General features: G+C 60.8%; 22 protein-coding genes. 6 read left to right on the top strand and 16 right to left on the bottom strand.

Annotated elements, in window-relative coordinates:
• Positions 1-104: 104 nt before the first annotated feature.
• The 14 genes from BAUR9175_RS17890 to BAUR9175_RS17825 form a co-directional block, all read right to left on the bottom strand.
• Entirely contained in the window at positions 105-476 is a 372-nt protein-coding gene (locus BAUR9175_RS17890; RefSeq protein WP_257944369.1) for a LysE family translocator, read from the bottom strand.
• 102 nt (positions 477-578) lie between these two features.
• A complete protein-coding gene (locus tag BAUR9175_RS17885) occupies positions 579-1394 on the bottom strand; it encodes an AraC family transcriptional regulator (RefSeq protein ID WP_087053556.1) in 816 nt (271 codons plus the stop codon).
• Between the two features lie 3 nt (positions 1395-1397).
• Entirely contained in the window at positions 1398-1760 is a 363-nt protein-coding gene (locus BAUR9175_RS20005; RefSeq protein WP_205676911.1) for a DNA alkylation repair protein, read from the bottom strand.
• A 387-nt stretch (positions 1761-2147) separates the two neighbouring features.
• Complete coding sequence (locus BAUR9175_RS17875) at positions 2148-2648, bottom strand: MarR family winged helix-turn-helix transcriptional regulator (RefSeq protein ID WP_164513769.1); 501 nt, start codon at positions 2646-2648, stop codon at positions 2148-2150.
• 76 nt (positions 2649-2724) lie between these two features.
• Positions 2725-3642, bottom strand: a complete 918-nt coding sequence (locus BAUR9175_RS17870; protein ID WP_006822430.1) for an AraC family transcriptional regulator — start codon at positions 3640-3642, stop codon at positions 2725-2727.
• Positions 3614-5212, bottom strand: coding sequence for an ABC transporter ATP-binding protein (locus BAUR9175_RS17865; RefSeq protein ID WP_087053560.1), 1599 nt, complete (start codon positions 5210-5212; stop codon positions 3614-3616). Before BAUR9175_RS17865 ends, BAUR9175_RS17870 begins: the two co-directional genes overlap by 29 nt.
• Complete coding sequence (locus tag BAUR9175_RS17860) at positions 5209-6696, bottom strand: ATP-binding cassette domain-containing protein (RefSeq protein WP_443090119.1); 1488 nt, start codon at positions 6694-6696, stop codon at positions 5209-5211. The genes BAUR9175_RS17865 and BAUR9175_RS17860 overlap by 4 nt, the downstream gene beginning before the upstream one ends.
• A gap of 119 nt (positions 6697-6815) precedes the next feature.
• Entirely contained in the window at positions 6816-7700 is an 885-nt protein-coding gene (locus BAUR9175_RS17855; protein ID WP_006822427.1) for an ABC transporter ATP-binding protein, read from the bottom strand.
• Complete coding sequence (locus BAUR9175_RS17850) at positions 7697-8776, bottom strand: FecCD family ABC transporter permease (protein WP_101584777.1); 1080 nt, start codon at positions 8774-8776, stop codon at positions 7697-7699. The genes BAUR9175_RS17855 and BAUR9175_RS17850 overlap by 4 nt, the downstream gene beginning before the upstream one ends.
• Positions 8773-9717, bottom strand: a complete 945-nt coding sequence (locus BAUR9175_RS17845) for a FecCD family ABC transporter permease (protein ID WP_257944370.1) — start codon at positions 9715-9717, stop codon at positions 8773-8775. The genes BAUR9175_RS17850 and BAUR9175_RS17845 overlap by 4 nt, the downstream gene beginning before the upstream one ends.
• Positions 9718-9911: 194 nt before the next feature.
• Complete coding sequence (locus BAUR9175_RS17840; protein ID WP_006822424.1) at positions 9912-10976, bottom strand: ABC transporter substrate-binding protein; 1065 nt, start codon at positions 10974-10976, stop codon at positions 9912-9914.
• A gap of 49 nt (positions 10977-11025) precedes the next feature.
• Positions 11026-12114 carry an ABC transporter substrate-binding protein gene (locus tag BAUR9175_RS17835; protein WP_006822423.1) on the bottom strand — a complete coding sequence of 363 codons (1089 nt, stop codon included), beginning with the start codon at positions 12112-12114 and terminating at the stop codon, positions 11026-11028.
• Positions 12111-13298 (bottom strand): MFS transporter, encoded by a 1188-nt coding sequence (locus BAUR9175_RS17830; RefSeq protein WP_101584775.1) that lies wholly within the window; start codon positions 13296-13298, stop codon positions 12111-12113. The genes BAUR9175_RS17835 and BAUR9175_RS17830 overlap by 4 nt, the downstream gene beginning before the upstream one ends.
• Before the next feature lie 87 nt (positions 13299-13385).
• On the bottom strand, positions 13386-14207 hold the full coding sequence (locus BAUR9175_RS17825) for a siderophore-interacting protein (RefSeq protein ID WP_006822421.1): 822 nt from the start codon (positions 14205-14207) through the stop codon (positions 13386-13388).
• A 158-nt stretch (positions 14208-14365) separates the two neighbouring features.
• Between BAUR9175_RS17825 and BAUR9175_RS17820 the strand changes: the two genes are divergently transcribed.
• The gene (locus BAUR9175_RS17820; protein ID WP_180959280.1) at positions 14366-15961 is read left to right on the top strand and encodes a helix-turn-helix domain-containing protein; all 1596 of its coding nucleotides are present in this window, start codon (positions 14366-14368) and stop codon (positions 15959-15961) included.
• Between the two features lie 171 nt (positions 15962-16132).
• Here the strand turns inward: BAUR9175_RS17820 and BAUR9175_RS17815 are convergent, their stop codons facing one another.
• Positions 16133-16711: a TetR/AcrR family transcriptional regulator gene (locus BAUR9175_RS17815; protein ID WP_087053563.1), complete on the bottom strand. Its 579-nt coding sequence runs from the start codon at positions 16709-16711 to the stop codon at positions 16133-16135.
• An 83-nt stretch (positions 16712-16794) separates the two neighbouring features.
• Here BAUR9175_RS17815 and BAUR9175_RS17810 point away from each other — a divergent pair, with 83 nt between their 5' ends.
• The 5 genes from BAUR9175_RS17810 to BAUR9175_RS17790 all read left to right on the top strand — a co-directional run bounded on the left by BAUR9175_RS17810 (position 16795) and on the right by BAUR9175_RS17790 (position 23735).
• On the top strand, positions 16795-18027 hold the full coding sequence (locus BAUR9175_RS17810) for an MFS transporter (protein ID WP_180959279.1): 1233 nt from the start codon (positions 16795-16797) through the stop codon (positions 18025-18027).
• Between the two features lie 18 nt (positions 18028-18045).
• Positions 18046-18621, top strand: coding sequence for a hypothetical protein (locus tag BAUR9175_RS17805; RefSeq protein ID WP_006822417.1), 576 nt, complete (start codon positions 18046-18048; stop codon positions 18619-18621).
• 65 nt (positions 18622-18686) lie between these two features.
• Positions 18687-19229 (top strand): hypothetical protein, encoded by a 543-nt coding sequence (locus BAUR9175_RS17800; protein WP_141322699.1) that lies wholly within the window; start codon positions 18687-18689, stop codon positions 19227-19229.
• 36 nt (positions 19230-19265) lie between these two features.
• Positions 19266-22781, top strand: a complete 3516-nt coding sequence (gene mobF, locus BAUR9175_RS17795; protein WP_101584780.1) for a MobF family relaxase — start codon at positions 19266-19268, stop codon at positions 22779-22781.
• A 30-nt stretch (positions 22782-22811) separates the two neighbouring features.
• Complete coding sequence (locus BAUR9175_RS17790; RefSeq protein WP_096157934.1) at positions 22812-23735, top strand: abortive infection family protein; 924 nt, start codon at positions 22812-22814, stop codon at positions 23733-23735.
• A gap of 64 nt (positions 23736-23799) precedes the next feature.
• On the opposite strand, the gene BAUR9175_RS19460 is transcribed toward BAUR9175_RS17790, so the two are convergent.
• Positions 23800-24909: a hypothetical protein gene (locus BAUR9175_RS19460; protein ID WP_180959278.1), complete on the bottom strand. Its 1110-nt coding sequence runs from the start codon at positions 24907-24909 to the stop codon at positions 23800-23802.
• Between the last annotated feature and the right edge of the window lie 176 nt (positions 24910-25085).

The raw sequence follows: 25085 nt of genomic DNA, 5'->3' as shown, positions 1-25085 counted from the left end.
ACGCGTACCCGATCCGTCGTGACCAACACCGCCGAGCGCGGGAAGCCCACAGCAAGACTGCTACCGGTTTCCCGCACTCGTGCTACCACTTCACTCCACGTGCGCTACCGAAAGCCGCTTCTATACATCTTGGGGTTGAGCAGGCCAGAAGCGATCCCGAGACCGAAGTTCTTCACCCAAGTGGCCTGCTCGATAGTCATGTCGTCATCGTGACTGAGCCGGGGCGTTGATCTCATAAACGCGATTCCGATGAACACCAGAAAGGCACCGCCAGCCAGTTGAATCACGACGAGCACGGTCGGGTGCGAGATGATCGAGATCCCTGAGAATGCTGCCGCGATGAAGATCCCGTTCGCGGCGGCGATGCCCAGGCACGCGCCGGTGGCGTTTCGCCAACCGCTGGTCATTGCGGTGCGGGCGATGAGAAAGAAATCTACCCCGGGAATGAGCAGCGCCAGAAAGTGTGCGAGAGCCACTGCGGCAAACTGCTCCATACTTCCCCTCCGATCTTGACGGTGAACTCGTCAAGTCTCGGCGACGGTGAGGGGTGGTGTCTTGTACGTTCGTGCGGCTGCGGCTTACGTTGCGGAACGGTATTGGCCCGGTGGGGCGGCGACGTGGGCACGAAACACGCGGTGAAAATGGCTCTGGTCGGTGAAGCCCAGAGTGTGGGCGGTATCGGCGAGAGCATGCCCGTCACGGAGCATGTGCCGCGCTTCGATAATGCGGGCGTTTTGTCTCCACGCCAACGGTGCCAACCCGGTAGCGCGTTTCACCGAGCGGATCAGCTGGTGCCGCGACATCCCAACCAGAGCCGCCAGGTTGTCGAGGCTCGGGTTGGATTCGTCATATCGTAGGCGCTCCATCACCGGGTGTAGACGCTCACGAAGGTCGGGGTCAGCGTCGCTGGTCACCACATGGTCCGGTGCTGCAGCTGAGAGGTCACGCAACAGCATACGAAAATCAGTTTCGAGACGTTCTCGGCTCTCGTCCTCGAAGATGCGGCTGTTCCATGCGCTGAGCCTCGCGTGCAGGTTCGGGTGGCGCAGGACGGTGATGCTAGAAAATAGTGCCTGTGCAGATCCGTCGGGCGCGAGGTCTGTTGCCCAGCCCTGATCCATGTGGATCATTTGATAGACCCACCGACCACCATAAGGGTTGCACTGATGCACCTGGTCGGCTGCGATGACAATCACATCACCCGGGCGCAGGTGTACGCTGCCGCCGAGCGGGCCAGCGAACACCGAGGTACCCGAATCGATGAGCCCGATCGAGAACGTGTCATGCGTGTGTGGGCGGTAGCAGGAATTCTCCTGAGAGGAGCGTCTCGCCTCGACGTGTGGGATCGTCGTGCTGCGCGCGAACTCCGTCTCCAGTACTTCCTCGGTTTGCATCGCTCAGTCTCGTATCGACCTGAGGCCGCGGGACACGATGCGCGTGGTTTCGGGGGTGGGGCTTTCTTGAAGCCACCGATCAGCGAACTGCCCGACCCATTCGGGCTGGGTTTTCGAGGCATCATTGATCCAGTTCGCGACAGAGTCTTGCACATAGCGTGACGTGTCACTGCGTAAGGGTTCGAGGATCTGTAACCCCAGCTCAGGGTCGTGTTTGAGGGCGGCGATATGTTTGGCCCACACTCCTCGCGGGCATAGCGCTTCGCTCGTGAACCGGCGGATGCGTTCTGAATCTGTACCTGTCCAAACAGAAAGCACCGTGATGCTCTCGATGAGGTGCGCTGTGAGCGTGGGCCTGGCCGTCATCCACGCCCATTCCCGAACCGCGAAATGCTGATCATCGGCTGCTGGCCGTAACACTGGCAGCAAGGTTTCGGCGGTTTGGAAGATCGGGCCAGCAGCAACCGCGAAACATGCCCACCCACGCACCGTGTCTGAGCGGTGCGTAGCTCAGCGATCCGGGTCTGCAGTACCAAGATGATTGTGCAGTGCCTCGCCGATGGGTTGCATCCTCGCCAAAATTCCCTGGCTTTGCGTCGCACGTGCAGCGTCATGCAAACGTTCAGGAGCGTCAGGGAGCACATTGCGCAGCAACACCCCTGATCGATCGCTAATGCTTCGGTGGGCGTGCTCGTTGCAATACTCCCAGCCTGTAACTGCTGCAACCGTTCGGGCACAAACCCTGCAACCGTTCTAGGACGACTCATGACCCCCCTTCGTTGGTGCTCCTGATCTCAGGTTGTGCCGTAGCTGTTCCAGACTCGAGATAATGTCTTGCGGCGTCGCAACCTTGTCCGCGATCTGGCGCAACCACTCCTTGTATACGGGTACGAGTTCTTTCACAACAGCGACCCCAGCCTCCGTGAGCTTGATGTTGTGCGAACGGCGGTCTCCTGGCGCGGCCATGCGCACGACAAAGTCACTTTTGACCAGCCCTTCAAGAAGACCAGTGACCGTTGCGCGAGTCACCCCAAGCCGCTCGGCGATCCACCCGGGACTCGCGTCATCACGCTCGCTGACCGCGAGCAACACTGCGAACCTTCCCTCGGAAAGCCCATGCCGCGCCAGCAGGTGGGCGCATGCGTCATCGATGCGCCGCGCCGCAGACAGCACCGCCATCACGACTTGAGCAGACTCATCGTGATCAACGTGAGCCAGCAAAAAGTCGTGTTTGACGACCACACCCTTATTCATTAAGTGCCATACTATCAGGCAGCTAACTAGCCCTCTTTGTGCGGAAAAGGACATCCCAAGCTTTGCTGGCATCGGTTCACGAAGTCTGATCGCTCAGCGTGAGGAGTGTGTTCTTCTCGCCACGATGGAAGCGCGCGTAGATGCTCGGCGAGACCCCGTACCGCTGCTTAAACGACCGGGAGGCAAGCGTACTGGCACCCCAGCCTGCGCGTGCCGCAGCCTCGCTCACCGAAAGGTCCGTCGTGGCAAGAAGCTCAGCCAGCCGATCCGCCCGAAGCTGACGAAGAAAAGTCCCGGGAGCGACACCCACATGCGAGCGGAAAAGCCGGGTCAACTGTGACGATGACAGGGCAATCTCCCGAGCGAGTTCATCGACGCGCCAGGGGTGATTCAGATTTGCCTGTAGCAGGGCGACTGCCATGGTCACTTCTCGTCTTGGGAACGCCCCGATACGATCGGTGCTGCCTGAGGCAACGCCGGTCAGTTTTCCTACCGCATCGAACACCTCCGAGGCTCCTGCGAGCACGGTAAAGTCGCTCGTAGTAGTCTCAGGTTTGTGTGCGAGGCGGAGCAGGCTGGGAGTGAGTTCAAGCAACGCTCCCGGCGAGAGTCGCAACGTTCCGAGCTCAGAATTCTTGTGGAGAGCACGGTGCAGATGGTGTACCAGAGGGTGTGCTGCAGACAGCCACCGCACCTGATCGGCTAGAAATCCGGGATGAATGTAGAAAGTCACTGTTCGCATATGTTCTGCTGGAAACCCGCGACACTCAATACCATTTGGAATCGTCAAAATACTGCCCGCGCCCAATAGCTCCTCACCTGTTGGAGTGTGCAGGCGTCCCCATCCTGAGAGCACGAACACGACCTTCACCGCAGCCACACGCAACGGGCCGGACGGAACCTGCGCTGTCTGATCCCGCACTAACACTGGCAGCCCGCCTGACCCAAACAAATTCACTTCATTTTCACCAGAGGTCGTTGGTGTTCCGACCACTTGGTGCTCCGAGCGCAATGTGACCTGTCGGCTGCCAGGTTGTGTCCGCGTCGCGGTGAGTGACGACGATCTTCGTGCATGGGAGCGCGCGGATCGTTTCGGCGATCTTCGCTTCCGTGGCGGTATCGAGGGCGGAGGTCGCCTCGTCGAGGATGAGGATCGGTGCCTGTTTAAGGAGGGCTCGGGCGATCGCGACTCGTTGGCGTTCACCGCCTGACAGTGCGTTTCCGTGGTGGCCTACTGATTGCTGAATCCCGAGCGGTGATTGCTCGATGACTTGACCGAGTGCGGCTTGTTTTGCCGCATGGATGATCTCTTCATCGGTGGCCGATGGGTCGCCGAGACGGATGTTGTCGGCCAGTGTTCCGTCGAACACGACAGGATCCTGCGGCACATAGCCGATCCGTTGCGCGAGGTCTTCGTATCGCATGTCTGTGAGGTCGACCCCGCCGAGTTCGATACGCCCATTGTCAGGATCGTCGAACCGCATCAGCAGGGAAAGCAGGGTGCTCTTGCCGCTTCCGGTCGGACCAGTGATGATCGTCGTAGAGCCCTCGGGCACCTCGGTAGAGATCCCTTTCAGCACGGTGATGTGCGAGACATCATTCACTGTCATCGCATGGCCGACGCTCTGGACAGATTTGGTCGGCTCGGGTAAGACCGGGGCCGAGAGCACCGCGCGATACCGGTTGATCGTGGTACGCAATTCGTTGATCGAGACCCCCGCCAGGGCGAGAGCATCCAAAGGTGCAGATGCACGGGCGGTGAGGATGATGAGCGCCAGTGCCGTAGCCGGGTCATCAATGGCTGTCGACGCGATGAAGAGGAGGACACCAGCAAGCGGCAGAATGCTCGCGAGACTAGAAACGAAGGTCGCGGGAGTCGATACACGGTTCGTACGCGCGAGCGCAGCCTCTTCCGAGTCCCATCTGTCTTCCAGGCGCGCCACGGCTCGGTCTGGCCCTGCGGCGGTCCGCAGCAGTTCGAGGTGATCGATGAATTCCAGGGATGCCTCGGTGGTGGCCTGCTCGACAGTGTTTCGGCCTGCGTCTGCACGGCTGAGGGCTCGTTGAGCGAGTAGTTGTGCGAGGAACGCGATGATGACAAGCCCGGCCACCAGAAGCATGGTGAGGGGGCCAGCGACGATCGCGATACCGACAAGCAAGAGAAGCGGGATGAGCGGCGAGAGAATGAACGTCTGCAGCTGATGGGCGGGAACGCTCATCAGGGCGGGGATTGATTGTCCGGCGACCGTGCCGACAAGAGTTCGGTTCTTCTCGGTGAACCACGAGAGTTTGGCGTGGGAGAAGGCCGCGCCAACTCCTTGGAAGAGATCTCCGGCCAGCCTTGCCCCGGTGAGGTAGCCGCTGCGCGAGACGAGCACGGTGATAAACAGGGCGACGGCCGCAGTCGCGATCACCATTCCCGGTGGCTGGTGCTTTGCGATCGCAAGGGCGAGCACAGTGTAGGCCGTCGCCTCGGCCAGCGCGACGAGTGCCCAGCCAAGTGATATGAGTACCAGTCTGCGGCGAGCCGCTGCAGGAAGGGTCTGGGTGTGCTGCGTGTTCATCGGGTTCCTCCGGCTACCGTGACCGAGTTGCCGGTGAGCTTGAGCTGTGCTGTGGCGCCCTCGGCCAGTCCATGATCGTGGGTGACAATCAAGAGCGTCTTCGATTCCTCCATGACGAATGTGTGTAGCTCGCTGACGAGCCGCCCGCTCGTGTCCTTATCCAGCGCGCTGGTGGGTTCATCGAGCAGGATCACACGGGCATCGGTGAGGAACGCGCGGGCGAGTCCGACTCGTTGACGTTCACCGCCCGACAGGGTGGTCGTCGCGGTATCCAGGGGGAGGTCGAGTTGCGCACGTCGAAGCGCGGTGCTGATCTCATCATCGGTGGCCTCTGGGGTCGAGAGCGCGATATTTTCGCGGATCGTCCCGGAGAGCACATCCCCACCTTGTGGAATGAGTAACACCGAGTCGGGTGACGTCTTCTCGCTGTTCGTCTCCCTGTGGGGGTACCGGATCACGCCGCTTTCGAGCGTTTCCAGCCCGGCAATAGTACGTAGCAGCGTGGTCTTGCCGCTGCCACTGGGGCCGGTTATCGCGGTGACTAATCCTGGTGAGAATGTGTGGGAAAGACTGTGGATGAGTGTGCGGTCGTCCTGACCGATCCGCACGTCGACGAGTTCAAGTCCAGGGTCGTCACTGTGATCGGTTGATCCCGTGACGGTCGGTTCGCGGAGTACCGCTGCGATGCGTTCGGCCGCGGCGCTGCCCGCTCGTACATAGTCCAGGCCATGCCCAAGGCGCAGCGCCGGGGTGACCACGGCGAGCCCGAACAGCAGCATGGCGGCGAGCACTGCCGGCTCTTGGTCGTAGCCGATGGCGTAGGCGATCGCATAGGTTGCGACGGCCTGGAGCAGCGCCACCGCTACGGAAGAGAGTGTCGCGACCCGTCGCACCCAGGCGACCATGTTCTCGGTGAACCGGCGTGCTGCGTCGGCATAGTTGGCGGTTGCCCCGGCCTGTGCGCTGTAAATGCGGGACACGCGAATGCCGCGTGCGTAGTCGTCGACAGCGGTCCTGATGTCCGTCATCACACGGACCGTTTCGGTTCCGTGTTTCGCTGAGCTTCGCGGCACGATGAACAGATAGTAGGCTGCGGCCAGCAGGCCAGGGATCAGCGCAATCAGGGTAAGGGGACCCGCCACTGCGACCAGCAGAGTTACTGTCGCGAGGGGCACCACCGCAAGGGTCGCGATTTCCGCGGGCAGATGTGCGACGGTGTGGTGTAGCGCGGCAATGTCTTCGCCTACCAGACGACGCAGCGCGTCAGCGCCATACCGTGAGACCGTGCTCATCGGCATGTGCGCGAGATGGCGAGCGGTATCGCGCCGTAGCCGTGCGGAGAATCTTGCCTCCCCGTGATGTGCGAGCCACGACGAGACGGACAGGAGCAGGCCTCCAATGAGCCAGCAGACACACGCCGAAATCGCATGCGTCAGTGTCACCGCAGCGACGACCTGCACGGTGAACCATAAGGCTCCGACCATCGTGAGGCCACCAAGCGCGGCGGCGGTAACCGCTGCTGTAAGCACAGGGATCGCGGGGCGCAGTGCGGCCGCAATGGGTGAGGCCGGTGCGGCCGCAGGGTCATTGTTGAGTGCGGGCACTATTCGGTGCCTCCTTCCTTGATCGGAGTTTCCTTGTTCCGATGCCGGTCTCGTCCGAGCGGCACCACCTGCGGGGTTCCTGCGACGGGATCAGGAACGACGAGACAGCGCAGACCGAACACCTGCTCGACCAGGTCGGAGGTCAGTACCTCAGCCGGTGGGCCCTCGGCGACGACACCTCCGTCCTTCATCGCGACGAGATGCGTTGCGTAGCGGGCAGCCTGGTTGAGGTCGTGAAGAACGGCGACAAGGGTGTGCCCGGCAAGGTGGAGGTCGGTGAATAGTTCCATCAGCTCGATCTGATGGGTCAGGTCAAGGAACGTCGTCGGCTCGTCCAGCAACAGGATTTCGGTCTGCTGTGCCAGCGCCATCGCGACCCAGACTCGCTGTCGTTGCCCGCCGGAGAGTTCGTCGACGAGCCGGTCTGAGAGTTCATGGATGCCAGTTGCTGCCATCGCGGTAGAGACCGCCTGCTCATCGTCCGGTGTCCACTGTCGGATCAGTTTCTGGTACGGATACCGGCCGCGAGCGACCAGATCAGCGACTCTGATCCCATCGGGAGCGAGCGAGGTCTGCGGTAGCAGTCCCAACTTGCGCGCAACCTCTTTGGCCTTGTAGGAATGGATGTCTTGTCCGTCAAGTACCACCCGCCCTGATCCTGGTTTCAGGAGCCTGGATAGCCCGCGCAGAAGGGTCGACTTGCCGCATGCATTCGGCCCGACGATCACGGTGAAAGACTCATCGGGAATCGACACCGACAGGTTCTCGTTGATGACGCGCTTGTCATAGCCGATCGTGGCATTCACCGTCCACAGTCGACTTGTCGGTACGGTCAACTCGGCGGTGTTAGCAGTGGCGAGGGGGTGAGTGTCCACTCGTGTCATATGCTTCTCCTTGTTTCACGAATAAGGAGCCAGATTAGGTAGAGACCACCCAGGCTCACGGTGATGAGGCCAACCGGAACAGGCCGGTAGACCTGCGCGATCACGAGCGACAGCAACTGCGCGAGAGACAAGAGCGCGGCTCCCATGAACGCGGACGCAGCCACGGTTACCCCGGGTGTCCGTGTCAATCGCCTCGCGAGCTGTGGCGCGGACAGTGCGACGAACCCGATCGGACCGGCAGCAGCTGTCACCAACGCGGTCGTCGCAACTCCCAGGATCAGCAGCAGCGGGCGAGCAACGGAAGCGTTCACCCCCTGAGCGAGTGCCGCGTCGTCACCAAGTTCCAGTTGTCGCAGAGCGGGAGCCAACATCGTCACTCCGATGAAGACAATCAGGCCCCCGATGATGACGGGGACAAGCGAGTGCCATCCGACGCGACTGAGCGACCCGGCCGCCCAGAAACCGACGCTCATCGCATCGGTGATCTCGGCGCGAGTGATGAGGTACGCGTTGATCGATCCCAGCATCGCGGAAACTCCGATGCCGACGATGATGAGGCGGAAACCCTGCACGCCTCCTCGATAGGAGAGCAGATACACCACGATTGCGGTGAGCAGCCCGCCGACCAGAGCTGCTGCGGCGATGTACCAGTACTGATTCGCGCCGACGACAAGGATTGTGAGCACCACGGCCGTGTACGATCCTGCGTCGAAGCCGATTACATCCGGAGATCCCAGGGGGTTGCGGGTCAGCGATTGGAAGATTGCACCGCCGATCCCCAGTAGCGCTCCGAACAGGATTGCCGCGATCGCGATGGGCAGACGCCATTCCGTCACGATCAGGCGATGGAAGTCATCGCCCTGGCCGAAGAGCGACTGGACAACCTGGGCAGTTGTCAGTGGATAGTCACCGATTCCGAGGGACATCACCGCAACGGTCACCGCAACTACGGCGAGGATCGAGTTGATCGCAATGCTCCGTGCGCTGAATCTCAGCGCGACGGCGCGCTGAGTACGGATTGTGCGGTTCCGGTAACCGAAATCGATCTGTCGTGGGATTTGAATAGTGGATTTCATAGCCCGGATGCCTTTCGCCGGCGCACAAGTGCGATGAGGACGGGGGCACCGATGAGTGCGGTGAGCACGCCGGCCTCGATCTCGCCGGGGCGGGTGATCACTCGTCCCAGCACGTCTGCGATGAGCACGATGGAGGGTGCCGCGAGGGCGGTGTAGGCGATGATCCATCGCTGGTCGGGTCCGGTGAACCAGCGCACGATGTGCGGGACCATGAGACCTACGAACGTGATACCTCCGGTGAGCGCTGTTCCGCCACCTGCGAGGAGCGTCACGGCAATGATCCCCAAAATACGAGTGCGGGTGACGCTTGCTCCGAGTGCGGTCGCTTGGTCGTCTCCCAGCGCGACCGCGTTCAAGGAGCTGCTGATCAGTGCGGCTAACAGGATTCCTACCGCCAGAAACGGGGCAACCGAAGCGGTGTCATCGAGTGAGGCGCGCGAGAGGGAACCCAACCCCCAAGCCCGGAAGGAACGGAACGTCTCCTGATCCATCAGTGTCAGAAACGTTGAGAAAGCTGAGAGGACAGCGGCAAGTGCGATGCCTGCGAGCACGAGTGTGACGGGAGATGAGGCGCCTCGTCCCGCTGACCCGATCAGGTAGACGAGCACCGTGGCAAGGATCGCACCGATGAACGAAAACCAGATGTACCCGGTGATTCCTCCGACTCCGAACAACGTCACGCCAACGACAATGGCGAACCCCGCTCCGGCATTTACGCCGAGAATACCGGGATCGGCAAGCGGGTTGCGTGTGATCGCCTGGATGAGCGCGCCCGAAACACCGAATGCCACACCAGCAGCAATCCCCACAACCGTGCGAGGTACTCGTAATGTCCAGACAATGGAGCTTGCCTCGGAGCTATCTGGGGAGAGTACGACCCGCCAGATCTCGCTGATGGGTAACGGGTTCGCGCCGAATGACAGGCTTGCTGCCAGAACCACCACAAGCAACGCGAGCAGCACAATCACACCCGATATTCGACGGTTGCTTGTTGGGAGGTGCCCTTCTCCCAGCGCACTGCACGCCTCGCGCGCACCTACTAACGAAACAGTCATGACCGATCTTTCGTGTTGTTCAGCTATCGCGGCACCACGGACTGCTAGACCCGTGGTGCCGCGATAGTCCGTGACCCGAGTTAGAACACGTCCGCAATCTGGGGAACGACGCGTTCGACCGCCCAAGCATTGCCGATGGGTCCGCCGCTGGTGATTGCCCACAAGAGATCGCCGCCGTCGTCAGTTTTCGGCGGCAGCTGGACAAACTGACCGGACGATACCGCTCCCAGGTTTTGGAACAGGTCGCGACCTGTCAACTCCTGCATTTCGGCTTCGCTCGCGGCTGCGCTCTGTCCAAGGATGAGGACGTCGGCGTCAATCTTCGATAGAAGTTCATCACTAACCTTGGTATCCGTCACGAATTCCGTGGCGTTCGGGTTCTCGCTGAAACCGAGGTCGGCCAGGAATGCAGCGGGCGCGGAGCCAGGCTGTGAGAAGTACTGCAGTCCGTTTGTTGGGCCGTAGTAGATCGCCCAGGTCGCGGTGAGCCCGTCGAACTCGGGATGATCTGCACGCACTTGCGCGAAGCGTTCATCGTGTTCCGCAATGACAGCTTCGGCCGCGCCGCTAAGGTCTAGCGTCTCACCTAGGACGCGGATCGAGTCCTGCCAGGGAATGGTGCGTTGAGACGATTCCGGGCTTGTCACCACCGGGGCTATCTTGGAGAGTTGCTGGTAGTAGTCACGCAGTTCGCCGTAACCGGGCACCCAGCCTACGGTGACGATGAGGTCGGGGTTGCTCGCTGCGATGGCCTCGATGGGGATGTCTTCGCCCATCATGAACTCGTAGGTGTCCAGCTCGGCTGACCCATGCTCTTCGAGGTAGCCGCCCTCGCTTACGAAGTTCGAGGTCAACACAGGCGTGACCCCTAAGGAAAGCAGCAACTCGGTGTCGATCGCGTTCGGGACGATCGCTGCGATCCGCTCAGGGCGCTCCTCGAGGATCGTCTCTCCGTACGGTGATTCGAGCGTCAGAGGGTAACTGGTCTTGCCTTCAGCGGCAGGGAGCAGGCTTGATTCGCTTGCGCCGGGCTCTTCAGGACTGTCGTTGGAGTCCGGGCTCGTGGAGCAGCCCGCGATGAGCAGTATTGTCGCGAGGCTCGCCCCGATACTGGCAGCGACGCGGGAGCGTCTGGTCTTCTTCATTCGTGTTTGCCTTTCTATAGTTCAGATTGTTCATTGATGAGAGGGATGGTCATGAAGTCTTCGTTAGGACATCGGCGATGAGAGGAACGAGATAATCTGCGGCCCATTCCTGCCCGATTGGTCCGCCTACCGTGACCGTCCAGAGCAGATCTCGGTCGTCTTCGGTCTTCGGAGCCAACCGGACGAGATGCCTAGACGTGACAGCGCCCAGATTCATGAAGAGGGTGTTTTCGGTGACAAGCTCGTGCATTTCTTCATCGCTCGCGTTCACGGTCTGGCCCAGCAAGAGAACATCCGCATCGATTTGGGTCAGCAGTTCACTGCTGACCCACGGGTCGCCTACGAACTGATTAGCCTTCGGATTCGGAATGAACCCAAGCTCGCTGAGAAAGAGTTCTGTCCCCGATCCCGATGGAGACATATAGCGGAGGCTATTTGCGGCCCCGAAGTGGAGAACCCAGCTAGTGGTGAGACCCGCAAATTCCGGGTGTTCCTTTCGTATCTCGGCGAAATGTTCTTGGTGATGTGCGATAACTTGTGTTGCTGCGTCTTCGAGGTCGAGCGTCGATCCAAGGAGGCGAATAGAGTCTTGCCAAGGGATGAGCTGTTGCGACGACGTGTCGGGACTGGTCAGTACTGGGGCGATTGACGTCAATCGGTCGTAGTAGTCGCCAAGGTTGACGCCACTCAACCCGTCTGTCCATCCCACCGCCACGATGAGGTCAGGGTGGCTGGCGGCGATGGTTTCTATCGGAAGGTCTTCACCGGACACGAACTCGTAGGTTTCAATTTCTGCTGCCCCATGATCGTCGAGATAACCGCCTTCACTCACGAGACTTGACGTGAGAATGGGGGTCACGCCGAGGGCGAGAAGCAGCTCAGTGTCGATCGCTGTCGGGGCGACCGCTGCAATGCGTTCAGGCCGTTCCGGAAGAACAGTCTCACCGAACGGTGATTCGAGCGTCAGCGGATAGCTTGTAGTCTGCTCGGCCGCTGGCAGTAAAGATGCTTGCTCAGGGTGTCTTGTTGCATTATCGGATTCGGGCTTTGCCGAGCAGCTTGCAGCGAACAAGGAAATGGTGAGAACAACACAGATGCTGCTGAGGATGCGAGAAGGCTTAGCTTGCGAACGGCTCATGGTTTCCCTATCTGAATTGAGGATCGCTGCGTCCGGGCGACCGGGCTGAGGAAGATCGAAACGAAGAGAACGAGGAGGGGAATGACGAGCGCGCCACGCAGTCCGGCACGTTCGCCGACAAATCCGAGAAGGGGTGGAGCAACCAGGAACGCGATATATCCAATGACGGTCACGAAAGCAACACGCGTTGCCGAGTTCTCTCCCGATGCCCCAGCCGAGGAGATCGCTACAGGGAACCCCAGAGACGCGCCCAGACCCCACAACACAACTGCAACCCCCGCCACGACTGAATTGTCAACGAAAGCAACAAGCGAGATTCCAACAACGGCACTCAGAGCGCTCGCTCCGAGCACCCAGGCACGCCCGAATCGTTGAACAACCGGTCCTCCCAAGAACCGTCCTAGCGTCATCGCCGCGGCGAAGACCGCGAAGCCCGTCGAACTGAGTGCTGGATTCAGACCATGCCCATCGACCATGATCAGGGGAAGCCAGTCGTTCGCCGTGCCCTCCGCGAACGCCATTGCGAGAACGATGACTCCGATGAGCCAAAGAGAGGAGTCGCGCCATACTGCTCGCTCAGAACGATAGGCCGGTGTATTTGGTTTCTGTCGGCGACCGGTTGCGGGCGGTAAGAAGCGTATGCAAACTAGCAGGATCACAATGCCGGACAGTCCGATCGTCATCAGATGCGTGACAACTGAGAAATCCGCGGCGGTAGCCACAATTCCGAGTGCCGCACCGATAAGGGTGCCCAAGCTAAACGAACCATGTAACGCTGGCAGGAACGGTCTGCCAGAGATGGCTTCGACATCTGCGCCCTCAACGTTCAGTGCAATCTCGCTACCGCCCATGCTCAGACCGAACAACGCCAATGCCGCGATGACGAATCCGTCGATCTGGGCTGCCGCGCCAAGACCTATGAGGGGCACGCTCACGGCTACACCCAACGTGCCGAATGCGATCAGTGGCTTTGCGCCAAGTCGAGCCAACAGCGGCCCTGAACAGAGAATCCCCGCCATCGCCCCTAGTGATAGACCAAAGATCACGATACCCATCTGCGCGGTTGAGGCTCCGAGCAAATCGCGAATCGCTGGTGTGCGCGTGACCCAGGACGACATTGCCAGACCCGGCAATAGAAACAATGCACAAAGCGCCAAGCGGCGTGCCGCGAGGGTGGTTGACATTGACTGCCTTTCTTTATTGCTGGTGTGCCCGAGAACCACTGAGCGGGTGGGATAGGTCGTGGGTGAGGGATGCATGTTCCCTTCGCCTCACTGGCCGACGAGTCCGGCCGCGCCCCGCTTCCAGTAGCCCGTGAAATCGATGTCGGACTTTGGGACACCGCGTTCTTTGACCAAGAAGCGGCGCATCTTTTGCACTTCGGCCTGTTCGCCAGCGAGCCAAGCAAACGGCTCATTGTCGTGCCAGTTCACGCCTCGTATCGCGTTGAGCAGCGGGTGCCGCGTGCCAGTGTGGCGAGGAATCCAGGAGATCTCGATTCCCTCAGGGGCAGTGAGTTCTTGTCGGTGATCGTCTTCCGCAACATCGATGAGAACCTGACCGCGCGCATCGCACGGTAGTTCTTCGAGGAGCCGTGCAATAGCGGGAATCGCTGTATCGTCACCTGCCACAAGGAACCAGTCGCAACCGGCAGGCAGGCTCTGCGTCTTGCCCGGACCCGCGATATGGATCGGGTCACCAGGTCGTGCCCGCCGAGCCCAATCGGCCGCAACCCCGTGCCCATGCAGCACGAAATCAACATCCAGCTCACGCGATTCCGAGTCGTAACGTCGCACCGAGTACGCCCGTGCGATGGGGCGCCTCCCTTCCGCGAACGTTACGCGGCCATTTTCGATCACAGGCAAGACCGGCTCACTCTCACCTGGATAGGGAAACAGCAAACGAATATCGTCATCGAACCCCGGTGAGGTGAAAGCTGGTTGCAGATCTCCCCCTGGCGAGGTGAACTCACCCAACTGGCTCCCCGTCAGCGTGATCCGCTTCATCCCCGAAGTCACGTCCACAACGCGGCCTACAGCAAGTTCACGCAGCGCTACTGGAACCAAGCGCAACGTACGTGCAGACACACTCATAGACAATCTCCTTACAGCGACAGAACGGACCACCCCCACAAGCATCGGCACACATGGGCTCACTAAGTAAGTGTACCCTTACTTAGGTCGGATGATTTATCCGTAAGCGCAGAGTTCGCATACTCTGATGCTGATGCCTGACTAGTGAACAAAGGATCATGCTCGTGCTGTTCGACCCACCACCGGTGCCTACCTCCCAAGCAGTGTCTGTGCACAACACACGTGACCCCTCCCTCTTATGGGTGCACGCGGGAACCGCAGAGGTTCGCGCAGCGCAACAGGAGTACCTACTCTCCTCCGGGCAGGGCATATGGTTGCCTGCCGGTATCCCCTACACCGTGGAGGTGGGCGCTGACTCAGTCGCATTCCCGATCTTCCCAGCCGCAGGAACCCGCGCGCCGAACCTCGACCGACCCCAGCGCATCAATCTCTCAAACAGCTGGTCCGAGTGGCTCATCTACCAGTTCGCGCGGAGTATCGGCTACCTTCGGGGCGCAACCTCCGACACCAGCCTCCTCGATCTGGTTGCCGGGTCTCGCTACGCGACACCTAAGGAAGAAGCGCGGCCTATAGAGCAGGTGCCACTGCCTCCGATGCCCCGCTCACCTGAAGCCCTGACGGTCGCGCACTCGCTGCTCCAGGGACCCGATGATCCCTCCGAGACGACAGACCACGCACGAGCGGTCAATATCAGCGTTCGGACTTTGCAACTGCAGTTTCTGCAAGAGACAGGACTTCCATTCATACGGTGGCGCACTGCTGTACGTGTTGCGGCCTCAGCCGCCCTGATGGATGCTGGCCACGAGATCGGCCAAGCAGGCAGGCAGGTCGGCTTCTCCACTCCCGCTGGATTCACGAGAGCATTCCACACACAAACTGGAATGACCCCCCGCCAGTACAAGAAGGCGCGGCCTGTCATTCCCCGTCACGATGACACCCTTGCCACCGACTTCAGCGAACTGATGCTGCCTCAACTGCAACCTGAGGCGGCTCCACCTGAGGCTTCACCGCCGTCCGTCCCGGCAACGCAGACCTGGAATCGGATCAACGATTTCCACGTCCTGGTATGGCTCTACCGCGGTGCCGCGCGAGTAATGGTCGGTGAGCGCACTCGACGACTCCGACGCGGCGACGCTATCTGGCTTCCCGCAGGCGTTCGCAACAGCATTACACTTTCGCGCGGCTCGCTGCTACTCCCTCTCGGATCACGCCACGGCACACCGGAAACGCGACTTCCTCGCAACCTCGTCCAGCGATTTCCAGATGAGGCTGAGCTCTACCTGCTGCACACTTTCGTCGCCAATTACAGCCTTGTTCGCCCTACGTCGCACGACCCGAACCGGATCACGCACTCATTTCTCAAGCATGCCACGAGGACGCGAGCCGGAGCAGCCGAAGACTTGGCGGGATTTACGCCCGTTTACAAGATCATCCGCGCGGTGCGCAACAATCCAGCGGATCGACGAACTCTCACACGATGGGCGCAAGTACTCAATGCCGACGCAAGAGACCTCGGCCGCGCTTTCCTCGCGACCACAGGGCAGAGTTATGTGGCCTGGCGATCGGAGGTACGCATGACCGAAGCACGCCGCTATCTTGAAGAAGGGGTTGGTGTGGCGCAGGCGGCTCGTCGGCTTGGCTACGCACATCCATCAGCATTTACCACGGTCTTCACCCGAGCCCACGACATGTCCCCGCGTGAATATCAACGCAATGGTTGGCAACACACTGATGAGCCCCTGATCATCCGCTAGAACCGTCACCGGAACGACTTTGGTGATGCCCAGCCGACCCGCGCCATGGAGTAGGACCACCCCAAACTGTGCGCACCTTACCCCTGACAACATTTCCGCAAGAAAGCCTAAGACGCTGCCTACTGCACGGTTTCATGCACCGAGATCTGCGGCCGAGGATCTTTCAGGTCATCACCTCACAGTGAGTGAAGCGACACTGTTTATTGCCCACTGTAAAGCCTGTTTCTGAGCACGCTTGGGAGAGTCGTCCATGATGAGAGCGGCCAGTTGCGGGACGATGTGTGGCCAGGCTGCGAGCCCGATTATTCCAAACAGGATCGGTGCGGCTTCCTTCGTCTCGATGTTCAGACGTTGTGCCAAGGAAGTGACTTTATCCTGGTAGTACACCGATCTGGAATCACTCTCCGGTTCGACGGTGTCGGGTTCGAGTGCTTCCCATTGCAACAGGCGCAACAGGTCCGGATGCTTGGCATGGTAAGCATTGACTGCTTGTAGATACGCGGAGAGGAACTCTCCTGGCGGCAAGTCTCCTTTGGGATACGGGACAATTCCGAGCAGAGAATCCAGTGCGTCAGATAACACGGCATGGAACATGCCTTGTTTGCTGCCGAAATATGCGTAGATACGTTGCTTATTCACACCGGAATTCGCGGCGATTCTATCCGTACGAGCTCCGGCAAGTCCGTGCTTCGCGAACTCCTCACGGCCCGCCTCAAGGAGCGCTCGTTTGGTGTTTTCTGGTCCAGCCATGTCCCCAGCGTAGAAGCTCCACCACTGAGAAGCAACCAACCAGATAGTTGCCCAACTAACCAGTTGGTTGTAGCGTGATGTGTATGCCCACCTCCCGACCAATCATTTCTGACGCGCCACCCATGCCTGCCACCCGACCAAAAATTTTGGATCGAGCGCCTCTCTCGATCACGTTCTTTGTAGTACTTGCCCTGGTGGTGCTCTCACAGCTCTACGGTGCGCTCGTGCTCGGTCCGGCTTCGGCCCTCGACCTCGGTGCTGATCCGGGCACCTCGGAATTGGTGCAGTCCCTATTCGGGGTTGCCTATGCGATTGGTTTCCTCGTCTGGGGGCCAGCGGTCGATCGTTATGGTGCGACAAGGTGCTTTCTGATCGGCCTGACCGTACTGCTTGCAGCCACTGTCTTCGTGGCTTGTGCCCCGAGCATGTCTTGGCTTCTCGGTGGCAGGATCGTGCAAGGTGCCGCCGCGGCAAGCTTCGCCCCATCGGTTTTCGCATACTTCGGTGCACGCCTGCCGACCGCTGTCCGCTTAATCGCCGTGACCGTACTGACCAGTTCTTTTCTTGCTGCCGCGGTGCTTGCGCAGGTCCTCGCGCAGCTCGTCGTGTTAGCGGGCTCATGGCGCTGGTTCTTCATCCTCAGCGCGATCACCCTGACTTTAGGGCTGGTGCTTGCCATGCGTGGTCTGCGGCCTACTCCCGGCAGCGCAGAAACTGGTCAGAACGCCACGAGGATACTTGCAGGCCTTTTGGGCAGGTTGCGCATTGTCTTACTGTTAATCGCAACGCTGGCGATCCTTGGCCCATTCATCGCGCTCTACGCAGCCCTCGGGCACACCGGTCACTACCCGGACAGCGAGCTCCTGATGCTGCGCCTCAGTGCACTGCCCGCTCTGATCTGGGCTGGAGCCGCTTCACCCTGGCTTACTCGAATCCGCCCAAGTACACGCATGATTACCGCATTTACCGGCGCAGCGCTTGCAAGCACCCTGCTTGTTATCACCGGGCACAGCGTCCTGGGCGCAGGATTCGGCATGCTCCTCCTTGCCACCTGCGTGTCGGTGCTCGCCCCGGCAACAATCCAAACCCTCACCGGCATGTCCCCAGAACATTACGGCAGTGTCACAGCGCTCTACACCTTCGCACTCTTCCTCGGCGCCAGCCTTGCAGCTCTGCCAATCCCGGTGCTTGCAACATTGGCCCAAGTATCAACTACTGGGCTCGTGCAGGTCACGGCACTCATCGCAATCCCCATTTTCTTACTCGCCCTCACATTCACGATTTTCGGGTCTCGAACCCCACAGCAGCCTCAATAAATCCCTGAAAGGAACACCATGTCAGAACATCTTCTCCCTACCCTCAGAATCCCTGAAACGTTCACCGAGGTCACGACTCGGCAAGAACACCAAGGCACAACCCCGGTCACCGTAACCCGCCACCATCCAGGCACTGACCCGAAGTACGGGGGCGAACACGTAACCACCGTCTTTGGAGACGACCGCATCCTCTACGGCTACACCCGCCAAATCAGCGGTTTCGAACCTGACGCGATCCCGACAACTGGAGAAGCCCACCACACGGCATTCGAATTCCTGCGCAGCATCGATTCAGGCTTCACTGAAGGACTCACTGTGCAGTGGATCGACCGACATGACGAAACCATAAGAGGCGAAGACGAAGCGCCAACACTTGTCTCTGGGATGAAGGTCAAAACCCGTCATAGCTTAGGCCTCTATACCTGGGTCATTGTTGGTGCCGGTAACCAGATCGTCACTTACGAACGCGATATCGAGTGGAACAGCGGACACTCGCGCCGCAACACAGCAATGTGGTTGCATGACGCCTGGATCACTGCCCGAGACAACGGCGGTGATGAAATCGGCGGTCTATACGCACCTCTGAACGCGTAATTTTGGCCAAGGAGTGAGTCCTCGGTGAGACCCCGTCAATTGCGGCGTGGATGCAGGTCTGAGTTTTGAAGAGTGAGCGCACCTTCCAAGTGAGCCGGTGTTTCTTATGGAAGGAGTCGATGATGTCTACAGCTACGGATCTTGCCGAAATTGCGCGTGCGATCGCTGAACAGGCCGAGAAGCTGGACCGGGCGAGGGGTGCGTTACGTGAGCATCCGGAGCAGGTTGCCGATGTCGTGGATCCTCTTGTGGGCATGCTGTTGTCGATAGATCGAGTGATCGATGCTGCCGGCACTGCGTTCCAGGAGCATGGTGCGACCGCGGTCACAACATTCGGGGATCAAGCGCGTGGCTCGGCGCGAGCGATGTTCGATGGCGGTCTGTTGACGGCGGCTTCGGACCAGGTGCTGAGTTTGCGGAACACGCTGATGGGAGTCAGTGCGGAGTCGTCGTCTTTGGTGTGGCCAGAGCATGATCCGCTCGCTGCAGAGGAGCTTCTCAACTATCGACGGTTCCTCGAGCAGCGGGAACGTCAGCTCGACCCGGACGCCGAGTCACGGCCGACAGCTGCTGAGTCGCCGAAGCGTGGCGGGGTCGAGCGTCCCTGATTCCAGCCGTATCGGGCGATGTGCGGGGCGGTTGACGTGACAGTTTCGATCCGTGTGATGACCGCCGGTGACGGCTACCGGTACCTGCTGAACTCTGTGGTCGCCGGTGACGGTGACCGCGACGCGGCATCCGTCCTGACACGGTATTACCTCGAATCGGGCACACCGCCTGGCACATGGATCGGCTCCGGCATCGCGGGACTCTCTGATGACATTCTTCCCGGTGGTGCGGTGTCTGAAGAGCAGCTACGACGCCTCATGGGTTACGGCCAGAACCCAACCACGGAGGAGCAACTGGGCCGCCCTTACCGCAAATTCGCGACCGCAAGCGACCGTGTGCAGCGGCGCCTCACACGCTTACCCGAGAACCTCACTCCGGCCGCACTCTCCACACAGACGGCGCTCATCGAAGCAGAGGAAGCAAGCAAACCAACCGGTGCCCCAGTTGCAGGGTTCGACCTGACTTTCTCCGTTCCGAAGTCAGTGTCGACGCTGTGGGCGGTGGCCGATGGTGGAACGCAGACCCTGATCGCGCAAGCGCACCACGCCGCAATTCAAGACGTCCTGGAGCTGTTGGAACGCGATGTCGCGATGACGCGTGTGGGAGTGAAGGGCCCGCGTGGCGCGGTCGCGCAAACTGATGTGCGCGGTGTGATCGCCGCCGCCTACGATCATTACGACTCTCGATCCTCGGACCCGCAACTGCACACTCACGTAGTCGTGGCGAATCGCGTTCAAGGAGCACGGGATGGGAAGTGGCGCACCTTGGATTCCCGTGCCCTGCATACGGCGGTGACGGGGCTGTCGGAGCATTACAACGCGGTTCTCTCTGATCACCTCGCCGCGATCCTGGGTGTCGGGTGGGAGGCGCGCGACCGCGGGACGGGCAGATCGACGGCGTGGGAGATCACCGGTGTCCCACAGTCGCTGATGAACGAGTTCTCCTCCCGCACGCGCGGCATCGAACAGGTTAAAGACCGGCTCGTGGCCGAATATGTTGCCAAGCATGGGCGGCAACCATCCTCGAAACTGCTGTGGCAATTCCGACAGCGGGCGACGCTGGAGACTCGTCCGCCAAAGCAGAATCATTCACTCAGCGACCTCACCACTGCGTGGCGGGAGCGCGCCACCCGCGTGCTCGGTGAAGATGCTCCGACGTGGGCAAGCGCCCTCGTAGTGGGGAGTGTGCGGGAGCCGTTGCTGCGCGCGGATGATATCCCGCTCGATGACCTGCGCACGGTCGCTGAGAGTGTGGTGGCGCAGGTGGGTGACCGGCGGGCGACGTGGAAACGATGGAATTTGCACGCCGAAGCCGTCCGACAAACCATGGGCCTCCGGTTCGCCTCTGCGACCGACCGTGACCTGATCACCGGGCAAATCGTCGATGCCGCGGAGAAAGCGTCGTTGCGGTTGACGCCGCCGGAGCTCGCCTCCAGCCCACCCATCTTCCAACAACACGACGGACAGAGCGTGTTCCGGCCGAAGGCATCGACCGTGTTCTCCTCCGAGCGTGTGCTTGCCGCGGAAGACCGACTCCTTGCCGCTTCAGAGTCACGGATGGCTCCGACGGTGCCGTTGGCGTGGATTGAACATGCTGCGCGGTCGAAGAGTGCTGCTGGGCTTGTGCTGTCGGTGGATCAGGAGCAGGCGATCGCGAAGATCGGCATCTCCGGTCGCACTCTCGATGTCCTGGTCGGCCCCGCAGGTACAGGGAAAACGACGACCATGAGCGCCCTCCGCAGGGCGTGGGAGAAGAACCACGGTGCCGGGTCCGTGGTCGGCTTGGCCCCGTCCGCAGCCGCAGCGGATGTCCTCGCCCAGGACCTCGGCATCAGCACCGAGAACACCGCGAAATGGTTGCACGAGCACCGCCGCGGCACCTGGAACCTCACCGCTGGTCAACTGGTGATCATCGACGAAGCGTCCCTCGCGGGAACCCTCGCATTGGACACGATCACCGCCCACGCCGCCGACGCGGGCGCGAAGGTACTGCTGGTGGGTGATTGGGCGCAGCTGGCCGCGGTCGACGCGGGTGGAGCATTCGGGATGCTCGTCCGAGATCGAGGCGACGCACCGGAGCTGCTGGACGTACGCCGCTTCCGCAACGACTGGGAGAAACACGCCTCCCTGCAGCTACGCCTCGGCGACACCGACGTCATCGACACCTACCTCAAGCATGACCGCGTCACCCCGGGAACCTACGAAGACATCCTCGACGCCGCCTACCAAGCCTGGGTCAGCGACCAAGCCGCGGGCAAGACGTCGGTGCTGATCGCGGAGACCCTCGACACTGTATCCGAGCTGAATACGCGTGCCCGCACCGACCGAATCCTCGCTGGAGATGTCGCCCTGGATGGGGTGAAGTTGCACGACGGGAACGAAGCCTCCCGCGGCGACTTGGTCATCACCAGGCGAAACGACCGCCGCCTCTCCCTTGGACGCGGCTGGGTGAAGAACGGAGACCGTTGGCACGTCACCCACGCACACGACGACGGATCCCTCACGGTCCGCCGGGCACACTCTCGGTGGCGGACCACGATCATTCTGCCCGCAGCCTACGTTGCTGACCAGGTCGACCTCGGATACGCGATCACCGCGCACAGGGCACAGGGCTCCACCGTCGATACCGCTCACGCGATCGTCCACTCACCGGAAGTCACCCGTGAGTCGCTCTACGTCGCGATGACCCGCGGCCGAGAATCCAACCGCGTCTATGTCGCCACCGACCAGCATCATCTGGAAGAACATCAACACCGAGACGACCTGGAACTGAGCGCACGAAGCATTCTCTATGGCATCCTCCAACATGTCGGTGCCGAACAGTCCGCACATGACACCATCACCGCAGAACAAGACATGTGGGGGTCGCTCGCGCAGCTGGCCGCCGAATACGAGACCATCGCCACGGAAGCCCAACAATCCCGGTGGGTCACCCTCCTCGAAACAGCAGGCCTCGGCACCGCCGTCGTTGACGATCTTGTGGAGACGGACTCGTTTGGGATCCTCACCACGGAGCTTCGTCGCCTCGAAGCCGAGGGGCACAACATCGACGACCTCCTCTCACGCGTCATCCGCGCAGGAAACCTCGAAGACGTTGAAGATCTCGGATCGCTGCTGCGGTTCCGGATCCAGAAAGTCACGGCGACCTACCCCGCTTCGTCGCGCCAGGCTCCCGGCCTGATCATCGGTCTGGTGCCCCGGGCCACGGGCATCACCGACCCTGCCATGCGGCAAGCCCTTGAGGAACGGGAGCAGCTCATGCAGGCGCGGCTCAACATCCTCACCCAGGCGGTGCTCGAACACGCTGAGCCCTGGGTCACGGCGCTCGACATTGCTGACCCGGCGGTGCGGCAGAGCACGGTGCGGGCGGTTGTCGCGTATCGGGATCGGTGGGGCATCACCTCGACAAGCCCGCTCGGGCCAGTCCCGGCGGATGATGCGCAACGTATCGACTACCAACGCGCCCGCACCCGTATCCGTGAGTCAGAGCACACTGACCAGACATCTGGCGCAGCGACCATCCGTGATCAGAGTGGTCGAACCCTCCGATGAGCCCAGAAGTTGCCTCGATAAACTCAATGTATGACTTCTGTGAGCGGGAGGCGGATCAACCGCAGTACCCGGAACAATCTGCTCGACTGGCTCGCCCTATCCGAATACCGCTGGTCCGGACGGTTGGAGCACCCCGAATTCCTAGCGCGCCTCTACAAACTAGAGCTGCTGCCCAGCACGGATTCTCGATATAACACCGCCACTGGCGACATTTACCAGCACACCGTCAACAACTGGGATTGGGAAGACGATTGGGTCTTCAGCGACGACCGATTCCAGCTCCGAGACGGCACCGACGAGAACCTTCTGAACTTCCTTGTCGAAACGGTGCACCCAGTTGTGCGGGACGATCCTGAAGCGGCTGCGGCGATGGTGACCGCTTACAACGACACGCTCCGCCGCGACGGATTCGAACTCTATCCGGCGGATAACTTCGGCGACCGCGTCATCTATGCGTCACGACACATCGCTGCCTATCACGCGCCCGCAACGCTGACTCTGACCCAGACACCAGATCTCACTGAGAATGCGGTTCTCCGGCGACACCTGGACATGATCGACCGCGATCTGAACGATGACCCTGCTACCGCTATCTCCTCGTGCAAGAACTTGATCGAGAGCCAGTGCAAGATCGTCCTTACTGACCTCGGCGTCGAGTTCTCTGAGCGAGATGAGCTTCCCGGGTTGTTCGCGAAGGTCTCATCAAGCCTCAACATCAATGCGAATGCGGTCGAAGGTGACTCACGCGGCAGCGATGCCTTGCGAAAGGCTATGCGCGCGCTCACCACTACGGTGCAGTCCATCGCCGAATCGCGAAACTCCATCGGTAACGGACACGGTGCCAGCGATTTGAGCCCAGCCTCCCCGAGACATGCCCGCCTTGTGTTCAACTCCACAGTCGCCGTGGCACAGTTCATCGCCGACACCTGGCACGAACACTCCAATAACGAATAGACAGATGAGTGAGGGGCTGCACCATCCAGTGGCGCAGCCCCTCACTCATCATTTCTGCCCTGGGCTACTCCTGCGTGAGTTCCTCGAGTTCCGCGGCGAGATCCTCGTCGCGAACGTACCCGGTGCGCTCCCGATACAGGGCGAGCTTCCTCCCGAACCAGAGGATCCCGCCAGTCGCGGTCAGCATCAGCGCGGCGATAATCCCTGCCCAGGACCATCCGGCTCCAGTGACCGCAAGCGACGGAGGTCCAGACGGGGTCACCGGTTTCTCGACCACCTTCGTGGTCTCACCTGCTGCTCCGCACTCACCGCGGTGCAGCATCTCACCGTCCCGGTCGTAGAGCGTTTCGATCCAGAAGTACGTGCCCACTTCCTCGAACACCACTTCGGCCGACACATATTCGCCTGCCCCAGTGACCGGGATGAGTTCGTCGTGCGTGTCGAACACCAGGTTCTCGACGTCACACACCGCCTCAGCGCCGGTTTGGCGGTAGGCCTGGAACACGAGCATCGCACCCTCTGGCACATCGCCGGTGACAATAGCGACGTCGTGAGCTGGATCGCCGAGCGTCACCTCGGGGACCGCTTTCGTCGTCACGGTGACGTCGGTGGGACGTTCGTGCACGATGGTCGTTTCACCGGGCGCTCCGATGAAGCCCTCCGCGAGCACGGCACCATCTGGGGCGTGGAGCGTTTCGACCCAGAACACGAGCCCCGCCGTATCCACGCTCGTGACCCCGGATTCATACTCGCCAGCCCCATCCACCGGGATTTCGTCGGAGATGAAGAACGGTTCCCCCTCTTCACCCATCATCGGCTGCTCGGAGTATGGGCCGTAGGCGCGGAACACGAGATATGCGCCGTCGGGCACATGCCCTTCGACGATCGCGGTGTCGCTGATCGGGTCGCCGACGAACGCTTCCGGGGTCGCCTTCGTCGTCACCGTCACCTCCACACCCGGTGCGGGCGGTTGGGGTACGTAGAAGCGTTCCAGAATGTCCGCCGGTGAGGAGCGGAACGGTTGCACCCGGTCATCGCCTGCAAAATCTGAGACAATCACGTAGTAGCCCGGCTCGGTGGGGCGAATCTGATCTGCATCGGTATAGCCCAGCTGGTAGGTGCCGTTGCGTGCCGGAGTCGTGAGCACCGTCAACACCGGAGCGTCATCAACCACCAGTTCATCAGTCAGGACCGTGTCGGTGTCAAAGGGGCCGTAGACGGTGTGTCAAGCACCGGGTTTCGTAGAGGCTCCTTTTCTTGGTTTCCTAAGCAGCCGCGGGTTCAATCGCGGACTGGTTGATCCATTCCGAATGGACCTCGAACGGCGGGCGGTAGTCAATCGCTGAATGC

The organism is Brevibacterium aurantiacum (genome assembly GCF_900169065.1).
In the GTDB taxonomy this organism is placed as follows: Bacteria; Actinomycetota; Actinomycetes; order Actinomycetales; family Brevibacteriaceae; genus Brevibacterium; species Brevibacterium aurantiacum.
This window is presented reverse-complemented; position numbering and strand designations above follow the sequence as displayed.